General features: G+C 62.6%; 14 protein-coding genes. 7 read left to right on the top strand and 7 right to left on the bottom strand.

Going from position 1 to position 12,733, the window contains the following annotated elements:
- Positions 1-169: 169 nt before the first annotated feature.
- Complete coding sequence (locus AC30QB_RS07820; protein ID WP_489545636.1) at positions 170-1,495, bottom strand: replication-associated recombination protein A; 1,326 nt, start codon at positions 1,493-1,495, stop codon at positions 170-172.
- A gap of 92 nt (positions 1,496-1,587) precedes the next feature.
- On the opposite strand from AC30QB_RS07820, the gene AC30QB_RS07815 reads away from it, so the two are divergent.
- Complete coding sequence (locus AC30QB_RS07815) at positions 1,588-2,343, top strand: hypothetical protein (protein ID WP_489545635.1); 756 nt, start codon at positions 1,588-1,590, stop codon at positions 2,341-2,343.
- A gap of 3 nt (positions 2,344-2,346) precedes the next feature.
- Here the strand turns inward: AC30QB_RS07815 and lolA are convergent, their stop codons facing one another.
- From lolA to AC30QB_RS07800, 3 genes are read right to left on the bottom strand one after another with little or no spacing between them, the layout of a single operon-like run.
- Positions 2,347-2,955 carry an outer membrane lipoprotein periplasmic chaperone LolA gene (lolA, locus tag AC30QB_RS07810; RefSeq protein ID WP_489545634.1) on the bottom strand — a complete coding sequence of 203 codons (609 nt, stop codon included), beginning with the start codon at positions 2,953-2,955 and terminating at the stop codon, positions 2,347-2,349.
- A complete protein-coding gene (locus AC30QB_RS07805; protein WP_489545633.1) occupies positions 2,952-5,318 on the bottom strand; it encodes a DNA translocase FtsK in 2,367 nt (788 codons plus the stop codon). Before AC30QB_RS07805 ends, lolA begins: the two co-directional genes overlap by 4 nt.
- A gap of 59 nt (positions 5,319-5,377) precedes the next feature.
- A complete protein-coding gene (locus AC30QB_RS07800; RefSeq protein ID WP_489545632.1) occupies positions 5,378-6,043 on the bottom strand; it encodes a Crp/Fnr family transcriptional regulator in 666 nt (221 codons plus the stop codon).
- Between the two features lie 175 nt (positions 6,044-6,218).
- Here AC30QB_RS07800 and trxB point away from each other — a divergent pair, with 175 nt between their 5' ends.
- The 3 genes from trxB (at position 6,219) to rpmG (ending at position 7,719) form a co-directional block, all read left to right on the top strand.
- Positions 6,219-7,169, top strand: coding sequence for a thioredoxin-disulfide reductase (trxB, locus tag AC30QB_RS07795; protein WP_489545631.1), 951 nt, complete (start codon positions 6,219-6,221; stop codon positions 7,167-7,169).
- 134 nt (positions 7,170-7,303) lie between these two features.
- Positions 7,304-7,537, top strand: coding sequence for a 50S ribosomal protein L28 (gene rpmB, locus AC30QB_RS07790; protein ID WP_489545630.1), 234 nt, complete (start codon positions 7,304-7,306; stop codon positions 7,535-7,537).
- A 14-nt stretch (positions 7,538-7,551) separates the two neighbouring features.
- Positions 7,552-7,719, top strand: a complete 168-nt coding sequence (gene rpmG, locus AC30QB_RS07785) for a 50S ribosomal protein L33 (RefSeq protein WP_073467371.1) — start codon at positions 7,552-7,554, stop codon at positions 7,717-7,719.
- A 130-nt stretch (positions 7,720-7,849) separates the two neighbouring features.
- Here the strand turns inward: rpmG and AC30QB_RS07780 are convergent, their stop codons facing one another.
- Together AC30QB_RS07780 and AC30QB_RS07775 are read right to left on the bottom strand one after the other, a co-directional pair.
- Entirely contained in the window at positions 7,850-9,073 is a 1,224-nt protein-coding gene (locus AC30QB_RS07780; RefSeq protein WP_489545629.1) for a DesA family fatty acid desaturase, read from the bottom strand.
- A 134-nt stretch (positions 9,074-9,207) separates the two neighbouring features.
- Positions 9,208-10,467, bottom strand: a complete 1,260-nt coding sequence (locus AC30QB_RS07775; RefSeq protein WP_489545628.1) for an RsmB/NOP family class I SAM-dependent RNA methyltransferase — start codon at positions 10,465-10,467, stop codon at positions 9,208-9,210.
- A gap of 22 nt (positions 10,468-10,489) precedes the next feature.
- Here AC30QB_RS07775 and AC30QB_RS07770 point away from each other — a divergent pair, with 22 nt between their 5' ends.
- Both AC30QB_RS07770 and AC30QB_RS07765 read left to right on the top strand, forming a co-directional pair.
- On the top strand, positions 10,490-10,723 hold the full coding sequence (locus tag AC30QB_RS07770) for a DUF1653 domain-containing protein (RefSeq protein ID WP_489545627.1): 234 nt from the start codon (positions 10,490-10,492) through the stop codon (positions 10,721-10,723).
- Positions 10,720-11,370, top strand: a complete 651-nt coding sequence (locus AC30QB_RS07765; protein ID WP_489545626.1) for a DUF1345 domain-containing protein — start codon at positions 10,720-10,722, stop codon at positions 11,368-11,370. The genes AC30QB_RS07770 and AC30QB_RS07765 overlap by 4 nt, the downstream gene beginning before the upstream one ends.
- Here AC30QB_RS07765 and purN read toward each other — a convergent pair whose 3' ends face one another.
- A complete protein-coding gene (gene purN, locus AC30QB_RS07760; RefSeq protein WP_489545625.1) occupies positions 11,371-11,994 on the bottom strand; it encodes a phosphoribosylglycinamide formyltransferase in 624 nt (207 codons plus the stop codon). It abuts the gene before it with no gap.
- Positions 11,995-12,051: 57 nt separating this feature from the next.
- On the opposite strand from purN, the gene trpS reads away from it, so the two are divergent.
- Positions 12,052-12,733, top strand: a 682-nt coding sequence (gene trpS / locus AC30QB_RS07755; protein WP_489545624.1) for a tryptophan--tRNA ligase, incomplete at its 3' end; no start/stop codon positions are given.

The raw sequence follows: 12,733 nt of genomic DNA, 5'->3' as shown, positions 1-12,733 counted from the left end.
TAAAGCGGCTGGTCTTTTGAACCCCGCCATGCTTCTCTAGCAAAAAGCCCGCCGCGGTCTTGCCGCGTTGGGGCCTCTGTCCATTTGACGGCCGTGTTGGTAGCCGTGGCTGCGGGGGATTCTATGAGCCGGTTTCAGTGCTTCAGCCTGCGCGTTTCCCCGTACGGCATCAGCGCTTTTTCTTGGGCAGCCCGGCTTGGGCTTCGTCGTTCAGACGGCGCAATTCTTCAAGCCGTTCACCGATGCGCAGCTCAAGGCCGCGCGCCACCGGCTCGTAAAAACGCGGTGGCTTGAGGCCTTCGGGCCAGTAGCTCTCGCCAGCGGCGAAGCCACCTTCCTCGTTGTGCGCATAGCGGTAATCGCGCCCATAGGCCAGGTCTTTCATGAGCTTTGTCGGTGCGTTGCGCAAATGCAGAGGCACCGCGCGAGTGCCGTCTTGCGCGACGAAGCTCCGCGCAGCCTTGTAAGCGGTGTACAGGGCATTCGACTTGGGCGCCATGGCGAGAAACACCACGGCTTGCGCCAAGGCCAGCTCGCCTTCGGGTGAGCCGAGCCGCTCAAACGTCTCGGCCGCGTCGAGCGCCATGCGCAGGGCTCTCGGGTCGGCCAGGCCGATGTCTTCGCTGGCCATGCGCACAAGCCGGCGCGAGGCATAGCGCGGGTCAACACCGCCGTCAAGCATGCGCACGAACCAGTACAGCGCGGCATCGGGGTCGCTGCCGCGCACGGCCTTGTGCAGGGCCGAAATGGTGTCGTAGAACTGCTCGCCTCCCTTGTCGTAGCGGCGCAGCTGTTCACCGAGTGAGCGCTCGAGTTGGGCTTCGTCGATGGTGGCAACCGGGCCCGCCATGCTCACCAGGTTTTCGTAGGCGTTGAGCAGGCGGCGGGCGTCGCCATCGGCATAGCCCACGAGGCGATCGCGCGCAGGGTCGGCGAGCGGTGGCGAAGCCAACAACTCTTGCGCCCGCGCCAGCAGCACCTGCATGTCTTCATCACCCAGTGACTTGAGCACATGCACCGTGGCACGCGAGAGCAGCGCCGAGTTAACCTCGAACGAAGGGTTCTCGGTGGTCGCGCCAATGAAGGTGAACAGGCCCGACTCGACGTGGGGCAAGAAGGCGTCTTGCTGCGCCTTGTTGAAGCGGTGCACCTCGTCGACGAAGACCACCGTGCGCCGTGCGCTGGTTTGTGCCACCTGGGCGCGCTCGACGGCTTCGCGTATGTCTTTCACACCGCCGAGCACCGCCGAAATCTGGATGAACTGGGCGTCAAAGCCATCCGCCATCAAGCGGGCCAGTGTGGTCTTGCCCACACCGGGCGGACCCCACAAGATCATCGAATGCAAGCGGCCCGAATCGAAGGCCACGCGCAGCGGCTTGCCCTCGCCCAACAAGTGCTGCTGGCCGATCACGTCGGCCGGCGTCTTGGGGCGCAGGCGCTCGGCGAGTGGCGGCTGCGCATCGTCATCGCCCAGGGGCAGCGGTAGGGACTCCATGCGGCGATTGTCGCCGCGGCGGCAGATAGGTTTTATAGAATTCCGCCATCCGGCGATCAACAGCCGCAGCACATTCTGGGAGGAACCACACCATGCCGATCCTGGCCTTCATTCACTTGGCGATCGCCGCCTTCTTTGCGGTGCATGCGGTGCGCAGCGGCCGGCCCATGTACTGGTTGATGGTCTTGTTTGCTTTCCCGGCGCTGGGCAGCCTGGTGTATTTCTTCGCCGAGTACATGCCCAACATGCACCACACCCGCACGGGCCGCAAGGCCGCGCGCGTGATGCAAGGGCTGGTCGACCCCAACCGCGAGCTGCGTGACGCGGCCGAAGCTTTCGACCGCACGCCAACCGCCTACAACCGCGCGCAGCTGGCCCGCGCGCTGCTGGCCAAGGGGCAGGCAGACGAAGCCATCAGCCACTACCGCGAGGCTGCCTCGGGCGCCTATGCCAACGATGTGGCGTTCTTGAAGGGACTGTCGATCGCACAGCTGGAAGCCAACAAGCATGCTGATGCGGTGGCAACGCTGGAGCGTCTGTTCGCCGCGTCGCCGGAGCAAAAAGCAGGTGATCTCGCGCTGATGCACGCCGAGGCATTGCAGGGTGCCGGCCGGCTGGAAGCGGTGCAAGCCTTCGAAAACGTGATTGCGACCGATGGCTCGCTGGAGGCGCGCTGCAAGTACGGCCTGTATCAGCGCGGGCGCGGCAACCTGGCCGCAGCCAAGCTTTCGTTCGAGCATGTGTTGGCCGACGCGAAACGCGGCACCGCGCATTCGCGCGACATGAACCGGGAATGGATAGACGCGTCGACGCGGGCGCTCAAGGAAATGGCGGCCGCGTCGCCTTGAGGGCTACTGCTCGATCAGGTCCGCGCCCTTGGGCACGATGAACTGGAAGGCGTCGGCCTTCATCGGCTCATTGGCCACGTACCGGCTGAACTGCAACAGCGAGCGCTGGCCAAAGGCGTCGACCACCTCTACGGCTGCCAGCGCCTTGCCGCGAAAGCCGACACGCACCGACTTGAAGCTGCCGTCCTTGGCCTTGGGCGTGGCCTCGGCCCAGTCGAGCCCGTCTTTCGCGGGCAAGGGGGCGAGGTCGAAATCTTTGTCGAACGAGCCGCCGGCCAAGAGCGCTGCGGGCGTGGCCCCGAGCGCCTGGCTGAACTTGCGCGAGCTGGCTTGGTTCAGGTCAGCGTCGTATATCCAAACCTTCTGCCCATCGGCCACGATCACCTGCTCGAAGGGCAAGAGGTAGTTGAAGCGAAAGCGATTGGGCCGCGAGAACTCGAACTTGCCACTCGACGTCTTCTTTTTCGCGCCGTCGGGTGAGGTGACGGTTTGCGTGAAGTCGGCGCGGCCGGTCTTCACGTCGCGCACAAACTCTTTCAGCGTGTCGACGGCATCGGCGTGAGCCGCTGCGGCAGCAAACATCAGCAACGAAGCAGCAACAAGTTTTTTCATTCGGCGCGGGCCGGGACGATGAGGTCGCGGTTGCCATTGGTGGACATGGAAGATACGAGCCCCGATTTTTCCATTTGTTCCAGCAATCTGGCTGCGCGGTTGTAGCCGATGCGCAGATGGCGCTGCACCAGCGAGATTGAGGCGCGCCGATGCTGCAACACGATGGCCACAGCTTGGTCGTACATCGGGTCGGCTTCGCCACCACCGCCGCCGGGCATGTCGGCGGTAGACACGTCGCCATCGCCATCGAACACGCCGCCTTCGAGAATGCCCTCAATGTAGTTGGGCTCGCCTTGCTGCTTGAGATAGTTCACCACGCGGTGCACTTCGTCGTCGCTGACGAACGCGCCGTGCACACGAATGGGCAGGCCGGTACCCGAAGGCATGTACAGCATGTCGCCCATGCCGAGCAGCGCTTCAGCGCCCATCTGGTCGAGGATGGTTCGGCTGTCGATCTTGCTGCTGACCTGGAAAGAGAGGCTCGTGGGGATGTTGGCCTTGATGAGGCCGGTGATCACGTCGACGCTCGGGCGCTGCGTGGCCAAGATCAGGTGGATGCCGGCGGCGCGCGCCTTCTGCGCAAGGCGCGCGATCAGCTCTTCGATCTTCTTGCCCACGACCATCATCAGGTCGGCCAACTCGTCGATCACCACCACCACGAAAGGCAGGCGCTCGAGTGGCTCGGGCTGCTCGGGCGTCAGGCTGAACGGGTTGCCCAGTGCCTCGCCACGCTCGGCAGCTTCAGCAATCTTCTTGTTGTAGCCGGCGAGGTTGCGCACGCCCAGCTTGCTCATGAGCTTGTAGCGCCGCTCCATCTCGCCGACACACCAATTGAGCGCGTTGGCCGCTTGTTTCATGTCGGTGACGACGGGCGCGAGCAAATGCGGAATGCCTTCGTAGACGCTCATCTCCAGCATCTTCGGGTCGATGAGAATGAGCCGCACGTCACGTGCCTCGGCCTTGTAGAGCAGGCTCAGAATCATTGCGTTGATGCCCACCGACTTGCCCGAACCGGTGGTGCCGGCCACCAGGCAGTGCGGCATCTTGGCGAGGTCGGCCACGACGGGTGCGCCGATGATGTCTTTGCCCAGACCCATGGTGAGCTGCGAGGCCGCATCGTTGTAGACCTGCGAGCCCAGGATCTCGCTCAGGCGGATGGTCTGCCGCTTGGCGTTGGGCAGTTCCAGCGCCATGAAATTCTTGCCCGGGATCACCTCGACCACACGGATGCTCACGAGGCTCAACGAACGCGCCAGGTCTTTGGCAAGGTTGACGATCTGCGCGCCCTTCACACCGGTGGCCGGCTCGATCTCGTAGCGCGTGATCACCGGGCCGGGCGAGGCCGCCACCACGCGCACTTCGACGCCGAAGTCCTTCAACTTCTTCTCGATGAGACGCGAGGTCATCTCCAGCGTCTCGGGCATCACGCTTTCCACGCGGCCAGGCGATGCATCGAGCAAATCAACCTGTGGCAGCTTGGTGTCGGCAAGCTCGGTGAAGAGCGGCTTCTGGCGCTCCTTGACCACGCGCTCCGACTTGGGCACTTCGATCATCGGTGTCTCGATGACGATGGGCACATGGTCTTCGTGCAGCAAATGCTCGACCTCGACCACATGCTCGCGCTCGCGCAGCGCCCGCTCGCCGATGCGCTGATCTTCGGCACGCTCGATGCGCTCGACGCGGCGCTCACGCAGCGAGTCAACCCACCGACCTATGCCTTCGGCCGCACGCAACCACGAAAAGCGAAAAGCCAGCGACAAGCCTGCCACGAGCACCGCGATCCACAAGACGCCCGAGCCCGCAAACCCCAACAGCCGCTGGCTCACGGGGCCGAGCAAATAACCCATCACGCCGCCTGCGTTGCCACCGGCCACGCGTATTTCGAACTGATAGAGCCGCGTCCACTCCAATGCGCTGCTAGCACTCAACAAGAGCAGCACGCCGACCCAGAACATCCACAGCGGAAAGTGTGGCCGGTGCACGCCTTGCGTATCACCGCCGCGCAACACGCGGGCCAGAGCGCTCAACCAAGCCCGCAGCGCGACCGCCAGCCCCCACCAAGCGGAGTAGCCGAACAGTACGAACGCAAGGTCGGAGAAGCGAGCGCCCAGCGCGCCAATCTTGTTGAGCGGCAACGCCGCACTGCCCGAAGTGGAGAACGCGGCGTCGGCCGGGTTATGTGTTGCCAGGGCGATCAAGGCCAACAGCCACAGCACGCCACCCACCAACACGCCGAACCTTGCCCGCAGGCTTATCGGGGCGAGGGGGACAACGGCACTAAGAGACCCGTCACGGGCGTAGGTGCCCGCGGCCGACGTGGCATTGCCGGCATCTGGGCGTAGCGATCCAAGCGGAAATGTCATGCAGACATTGTGGCCGAAGCCACCGAGGGCAAGCTCAATGCCCCGGGCGGCACAGCAGCTCAGCCGGTCAGGCGTTCCTTGATGATGACCGAGCCGTTTTCCTGGGTCTCGACCATGCCGCGGTCTTCCAGGTCTTTCATCACGCGGCTCACCATCTCACGGGAGGCGCCGACGATCTTGGCCATGTCTTGGCGCGAGACCTTGTTGCGGATGATCTTCACATCGCCGTCGTCTTCGGCCATGTCGAGCAGCGAACGCGCTACCCGGCCGTACACGTCAAGCAAGGCCAGCGACTCGATCTGGCGGTCAGCGCTGCGCAGGCGCTGCACCAAGCCGCGCATGATCGCGTACGAAAGGCTGGAGTTTTCAGGCAGGCAGCGCGCGAACTCTGCGCGGCCCAGGATGAGCATGTCGGTCTGCACTTCGGCACGCACGGTGGCTGAGTGCGGCTCGTTGTCGATCAAACTCATTTCGCCGACGTAATGGCCGGGTTGCAGCACCGCCAGAATCACCTCGCGACCGCGCGAATCAGAGGTCAGCACCCGTGCACGGCCTGTCAGCAAGATGAACAGGGCGTTCGACTTCTTGCCGTGTTCGACCACGATCTCACCGCGGCGAAAACGCCGCTTCACCACGCTGTCGGCGATGGCTGAGGCCTGCTCATTGGTGAGCAGTGAGAACAGCGGAACGCGCCGAATCAAGTCCAGGTTGGACAACATGGCCATCGGAGAACCTCCTTTTGTCGATGTCGCAGTCTAAGGATTCAAACGTGGAAAACTAACGCTTCCACTAAATATCGATATTGTCACGATTACACGAATTGACGCCAGTCGGCGTCAACCCCATGTCAGACTGACTCTTTCTTGCATCCACTTTCACGTTTTCACCAGCCCTTTTCCCATGAGCCAAACCACTCACCACGCCCAAGTCCTTATCCTGGGCTCTGGCCCTGCAGGCTATTCCGCGGCCATCTACGCAGCTCGCGCCAACCTCAAGCCCATGCTCGTCACCGGCATCGCGCAGGGCGGCCAGCTGATGACCACCACCGAAGTCGACAACTGGCCTGCCGACGTGATGGGCGTTCAGGGGCCTGAGCTGATGCAGCGCTTCTTGCAGCACGCCGAGCGCTTCAACACGCAGATCGTTTTCGACCACATCAACCAAGTCGATTTCTCCAAGCGCCCGTTCACGCTGAAAGGCGACTCGGGCACCTACACCTGTGATGCCTTGATCATCGCCACCGGCGCATCCGCAAAGTACATCGGGCTGCCGTCTGAAGAGGCCTTCATGGGGCGCGGCGTGAGCGGCTGCGCGACCTGCGATGGCTTCTTTTATCGCGAGCAAGACGTGTGCGTGGTGGGCGGTGGCAACACCGCAGTGGAAGAAGCGCTGTACCTGTCGAATATCGCAAGCAAGGTGCATTTGGTCCACCGCCGCGACAAATTTCGCGCCGAGGCCATCCTCGTCGACAGGCTGATGGAGAAGGTGGCATCGGGCAAGATGGAACTGCACCTGTGGCAAACGCTGGATGAAGTGCTGGGCGATGCTTCTGGCGTGACCGGTGTGCGCCTGAAGAGCACGCAAGGCGGCGGCACCAGCGAGCTCACGCTGAAAGGCTGCTTCATCGCCATCGGCCACCAACCCAATACCGACATCTTCAAGGGCCAGCTGGAGATGAAAGACGGCTACATCGTCACCCAAAGCGGGTTGAACGGGCTGGCGACCATGACCAGCGTGCCAGGCGTGTTTGCGGCCGGCGATGTGCAGGACCACATCTACCGTCAGGCCATCACCAGCGCGGGTACCGGATGCATGGCCGCATTGGATGCGCAGCGCTTTTTGGGCCACTGAAACAGCAGCGTAGGCACAGCGCCAAAAGCTGGCTATAATCGTCGTCTTTGCCGAAAACGGAAAGCAGTGCTGCGCGCCGTCCAGCCGCAGCGCCCCGATCGGCCCCAGTTTCGAAATTCACACGGAGAAGCGTCATGGCACGCGTCTGTCAAGTCACGGGTAAGCGCCCGATGGTGGGCAACAATGTTTCCCACGCCAACAACCGGACCAAGCGCCGTTTTCTGCCGAACCTGCATTACCGCCGGTTCTGGCTCGAAACCGAAAATCGCTGGGTGCGCCTGCGCATCACCAACGCCGCATTGCGCCTGATCGACAAGGTGGGCATCGAGCAAGTCGTCGCCGACCTGCGCGCCCGCGGCGAAATCTGACACGGAGCTAAGTCATGGCAAAAGGTGGACGCGAAAAAATCAAGCTGGAATCGTCAGCCGGCACTGGTCATTTCTATACGACCGACAAGAACAAGAAGACCACGCCCGAAAAGCTGGAGATCATGAAGTTCGATCCCAAAGCTCGCAAGCACGTGATGTACAAGGAAACCAAGCTGAAGTAATTCGGTTTCCGGTTCCACGAAAACCCGCTCAGCCTGTGGCTCAGCGGGTTTTTTGTTGCGTGCAGTTCGGTCGCAAAAGAGAAAGGCCCGCTATGCGGGCCTTTCTCCTTGTTTGCCGATAAAGCCTAAATTAGGCGTGGGCGGCACGCAGCTTGAGTGCGAACTCTTGAAGCGCAGCAATACCGCTCTCTTCAGCCGTTTTGCACCAGGCCTGCAGATCGGCAACGAGCTGTTCAGCCGACACATTGGTGCGCGTCCAGAGCGAGCGCAGCTCTTCACGCATGGACACCAGTTTCACCAGTGCCGGGCTGTGATCGCGTGCGCTGTCGACCTGGGCTTTCAAGTGCGTCGGGATCTTGTCGGCATCGCGGTGCAGCCAACGGCGCGCCAAGCGCATGTCAGCGAGCTTGGTGCTGCCATGGGCGCCTTCAGACTTGAGACGCTTGACCTCTGTACGACAAGCGTCGCGCAAGCCGCGCGCGTACTTAGCCATCACTTCGTAGCGGTTGGCGATAAGCGCCTCAAGCGTCTTGGAGTCGGCCACTGGTTTGACATCGCCCATCTTCAGCATCGGTGGCGTCTTGCGCACCTTGGCCAAGCCCAGCATCTCCATGCCGCGGATGTACACCCAGCCGATGTCGAATTCGTATTTCTTGACCGAAAACTTCGCCGAAGTGGCATAGGTATGGTGATTGTTGTGCAGTTCCTCGCCGCCAATCAGGATGCCCCAGGGAATCACGTTCGTGCTGGCGTCGGCGGACTCGAAATTGCGGTAGCCCCAGAAGTGCCCGATGCCATTGATGATGCCGGTGGCCATGACGGGAATCCAAGCCATCTGGATCGCCCAGACGGTCAGCCCGATCGCGCCAAAGAGCATCAGGTTCACAACCAGCATCAGCCCCACGCCTTGCCACGCAAAGCGGGTGTAAAGGTTGCGCTCGATCCAGTCGTCGGGAGTGCCATGGCCGTACTTCTCCATGGTCTCCTTATTCAGCGACTCCGCGCGGTAGAGCTCGGTGCCCTCAAGCAGCAACTTTTTGATGCCACGGGTCTGCGGGCTATGCGGGTCTTCTTCGGTTTCACATTTGGCGTGGTGCTTGCGGTGGATGGAGACAAACTCCTTGGTCACCATGCCGGTGCCGAGCCAGAGCCAGAAACGGAAGAAGTGGGACGGGATCGCGTGCAGATCAAGCGCGCGGTGAGATTGAGCACGATGCAAGAAGATCGTGACAGAAGCAATCGTGATGTGAGTCGTCACCAAGGTGAACAACACAACTTGCCACCAGGTGGTCTCGATCAAGCCATTGGCAAGCCAGGCGATCAAGCCATTCCACACAGACATCAATTCGTTCATCAAAAAGCCTTTGAACCGTCAAACAGGACGAGGTACCCCATTGTAAGTGAGGGCCCCAGGGACACTCCTGAAAACTAAGTGCCTTTGTCCGGCATAGTTTTCCCTATCTGACGCCGAGTACAGGCGATTCAAGCCTAGACCCGCTCCCAGACGGCGGCAAAAAAGCCGTCGGTGCCATGGCGATGGGGCCAGAGCCGCAAGAAATCGCCGCTGACCAGAGTTTCCGACTCGTCCACATGCGCCTTTTCCAGCAAAGGCGCCACAGCCAAGAGCTTGAACTCCTTGGGATGTGCCTCGCTGAACCCTGCAGCGATGGCTTCGTTTTCGGCTTCGAGCAGGCTGCACGTGGCATAGACCAGCCGTCCGCCCGGTTTAAGCAAGCGCGCAGCGCTGGTCAGGATTGCAGCCTGCTTCACACGCAATTCTTCAACCGACTGAGGTGATTGCCGCCATTTCAAGTCTGGATTGCGGCGCAAGGTGCCCAACCCTGAGCACGGAGCGTCCACCAGCACCCGGTCAATCTTGCCGGCCAGACGCTTGATGCGGTCGTCGCGCTCGTGGGCGATTTGTACCGGGTAGACATTCGACAAGCCGCTGCGCGCCAGCCGAGGTTTGAGCGCGGCAAGCCGGTGGCCCGAGGTGTCGAAGGCGTAAAGCCGGCCTGTGTTGCGCATGGCCGCGCCCAGAGCCAGGGTTTTGCCGCCAGCGCCGGCACAGAAGTCGACCACCATTTCACTGCGCTTGGCGTCGGTCAGCAGCGCCAGCAGTTGGCTGCCTTCGTCTTGCACCTCAATCTCTCCCTTGGAGAACACATCGAGCTTGTTAAGTGCGGGCTTGCCCTGGACACGCAGACCCCACGGCGAATAGGGCGTGAGGGTCGCTTCGATGCGGCCCTCGGCGAGCGCCTTCTGCACCTCTTCGCGCTTGGCCTTGAAGGTGTTCACCCGCAGATCCAGCGGTGCGCTTTCGTTGAGGCTGTTCACCAGGGGCCAGAAGTCATCGCCCAGCGCGGCCTTGAGGATGTCAGCCAGCCACTCGGGCAGGTTGTGGCGCAGCTTCTCCGGTAGCGCGGCGCGGTCGACTGTCTGCACCTGGGCCAGCCACTGCTGCTCGGGCTCACTCAGGGCAGCACGCAAGAAGCCGTCGTTGCCCTGCCAGGCCAGCAGGGCCAGGCGGCGCTCCATCTCGCCCTTGCCGGACTGCGCCAGGTGCTGGAACAGCAGGCGCTGGCGCAGCACGGTGTAGGTGGTTTCAGCCAGCGTATGGCGCTCACGTTGGCCCAGCGCGCGGTGGGTGCGAAAGAAGTCAGAGACGATGCGGTCGGCGGGGGTGTCGAACTGCAAGACTTTGTGCAGCAGATCAGTCGCGAGTTCGAGCAAGGCGTTGGGGTGCATTGCCCGATTATCCTTGGCGCCCATGAGCGACCACGATCTGCCTCCCCTGCCCAACACACCTTTGGGTCGATACCGCCACTACAAGGGCGGCGAGTACGAGGTGATCGGCGTCGCGCGGCACAGCGAAACGCTGGAGCCTCTGGTCGTCTATCGGCCGCTGTATAACCAAAGCGGCTTGTGGGTGCGGCCCCACGCGATGTTCTTCGAACGTCTCGTGGTGGGCGGGCGACTGCAGCCACGCTTCATCGCCATATGAAAGCCCTTGTCAACCAGATCAAAGCGCGGCCACACCTGCTGGCCTCTGCGGCAGTCGGCGCGGTCGTGGCGTGCTTCGCGCCCAGTGAGCAGACCGTGACGCGCCTGCTTTTAGGTTGGAATGCCGCCGTGTGGCTCTACTTGGCGCAGGCGTTCTGGGTGATGTCGCGCGGCGACCACCACCACCTGCGGCGCACCGCCATCGCCCAGGCCGAAGGTGCCGGTGCCGTGCTGGCGGCCGTGATCGCCGCGGTGATGGCGAGCATGGCAGCGATCGGGTTGGAGCTGGCGGGGGTCAAAGGAACGCCCGCCAGCCAGGCGTGGCCGCACATTGCTTTCACCCTGGCCACCGTGGCAGGAGCGTGGCTGTTGCTGCCCACGCTGTTTTCGCTCAGCTATGCCAGTCTTTTCTATCGAAGTCTCGACGGCCACGGCTTGCAATTTCCCGCCGAGCCCGACGCCCAACCACCCGACTACTGGGACTTTCTTTACTTCTCGTTCACCATCGCCGTGGCGTCGCAGACTGCCGACGTCGCCATCTGCAGCACCTCAATGCGCCGGTTGGTGCTGATGCAAGCGGTGCTGTCGTTCGCCTTCAACACGGCGATCCTGGCGCTCACCGTCAACATCGCGGCCAGCCTGGTCTGACTAAAGCAGCTGCGACTCGCCGTTGATGTGTGTGACCGCGCCGCGCTCTAGGCGCAGCAAGCCCTGCACGATCCAGCGCACGGCACGTGGATACATCACATGCTCGCGCGCCAGCACTCGCGCTGACAGCGTGGCTTCGCTGTCGCCTGGCAAAACCGCCACCACCGCCTGCGCAATGATGGGCCCGTGGTCGAGTTCGGCCGTCACGAAATGCACCGTGGCGCCGGCCAACTTGCAACCGGCCTCGATGGCACGGCGGTGCGTGTGCAGGCCCGTGAACGAAGGCAGCAACGACGGGTGCACATTCACCATGCGGCCTTCGAATTGCTTCACGAAGCCAGGCGTGAGGATGCGCATGAAGCCGGCCAGCACCAGCACGTCGGGCTTGAAACCGTGCAGCACGCGCGCCAGCTCGACATCGAAGGCCTCCCGGTCTGCAAACGCCTTGTGGTCGATCACTGCTGTGGCAATGCCACTCGCGCGAGCAAACTCCAAACCAGTGGCATCGGGTCGATTGGCAACCACGGCAGCAACCCGAGCGGGCCAGCCCTCAGCTGCGCAGGCCTGAACAATGGCCTCCATGTTGGAGCCACGCCCCGAGATCAGAATCACAATGTTTTTCACGGGCGGCAGTGTAGCGTTGAGCCTCCTACAATCCGCCTCTTTCCCTCGTGAAACGTCATGACTGAACGCGCGATTCAACGGGTCTTGACCGGCATCACCACCACCGGCACGCCCCACCTCGGCAACTACGTCGGCGCCATTCGCCCGGCCATCAAGGCCAGCCTGGAAGCCGGCGTCGAGAGCTTCTTCTTTCTCGCCGACTACCACGCGCTGATCAAGTGCGACGACCCCGCGCGCATCGAGCGCTCACGGCTGGAGATTGCCGCCACCTGGCTGGCCGCCGGCCTCGACACCGAGCGCGTCACCTTCTACCGCCAGAGCGACATCCCCGAAACGCCCGAGCTCACCTGGCTGCTCACCTGCGTCACCGCCAAGGGCCAGATGAACCGGGCCCATGCCTACAAGGCTGCGACCGATGCCAACACAGCCGCCGGCGAAGACATCGACGCCAACATCACCATGGGCCTGTACAGCTACCCCATCCTGATGGCCGCCGACATCGTGCTGTTCAACGCCCACCGCGTGCCCGTCGGGCGTGACCAGGTGCAGCACATCGAGATGGCGCGTGATATCGGCGCGCGCTTCAACCACTTGTTCGGTGGCGGCAAGGAATTCTTTGTGCTGCCCGAAGCCGTGATCGAGGAATCGGTCGCGACGTTGCCGGGACTCGATGGCCGCAAGATGTCGAAAAGCTACGACAACACCATCCCGCTGTTCGAAGGCGGCGCGAAACGGTTGA

It is taken from the genome of Rhizobacter sp., assembly GCF_046595475.1.
GTDB lineage: Bacteria > Pseudomonadota > Gammaproteobacteria > Burkholderiales > Burkholderiaceae_C > Rhizobacter.
Note: the sequence above shows the minus strand (reverse complement) of the source record. Positions and strands in the feature narration are given on the sequence as shown.